Genomic DNA, 508 nt, shown 5'->3' with positions numbered 1-508 from the left:
TTAACAATTTGGCGAAGATCATAAATAGCCTCACCAACATCACCTTTAATGTGGTTAATTTTAGGTTGTACAAGTCCAATGCCAAGCAAGAAATGATTCACCCAGCCGACTAGATCATCAAGCTGTGCATATAAATCCTTATCACTTAGTAATAATTGGAAACTGAAATCTTCTTCAAAGAATTGTTGTTTGGTAAGTGTATAAAGATGGCTTATTTTTTCATCCAATGAGGCAGGTATTTTTTGACCATTATTTAACATATCTTCAACCAATGAATGCCAGCTTTCATCAAAATTACCGCCAGCTAATATGCCTGAAAGAAAACCGTGCAGTTCGGCTGCGGTAATACCTATTTTATTTTGAATTAGTTGACCATTAAATTCGTCATAATTAATCGCATTTGACATAAACTTCACCTTAGTCTTATTGCATCATAAAAAAATGTACTCTGCACTTTCTCTGATTATTAGTATATAATTATAAATAATAAACAGGTTCCTGCACTTTA

Annotated in this window: 1 protein-coding gene; it reads right to left on the bottom strand. The window is 32.9% G+C overall.

What is annotated here, in order from left to right; translation table 11 throughout:
- A partial coding sequence (locus A9G30_RS10100) for a UPF0149 family protein (protein ID WP_065588873.1) occupies positions 1 to 407 on the bottom strand: 407 nt, incomplete at its 3' end.
- Between the last annotated feature and the right edge of the window lie 101 nt (positions 408 to 508).

Origin of the sequence: Gilliamella sp. Fer4-1 (assembly GCF_001690515.1) — a bacterium.
GTDB classification, from domain to species: domain Bacteria; phylum Pseudomonadota; class Gammaproteobacteria; order Enterobacterales; family Orbaceae; genus Gilliamella; species Gilliamella apicola_C.
This window is presented reverse-complemented; position numbering and strand designations above follow the sequence as displayed.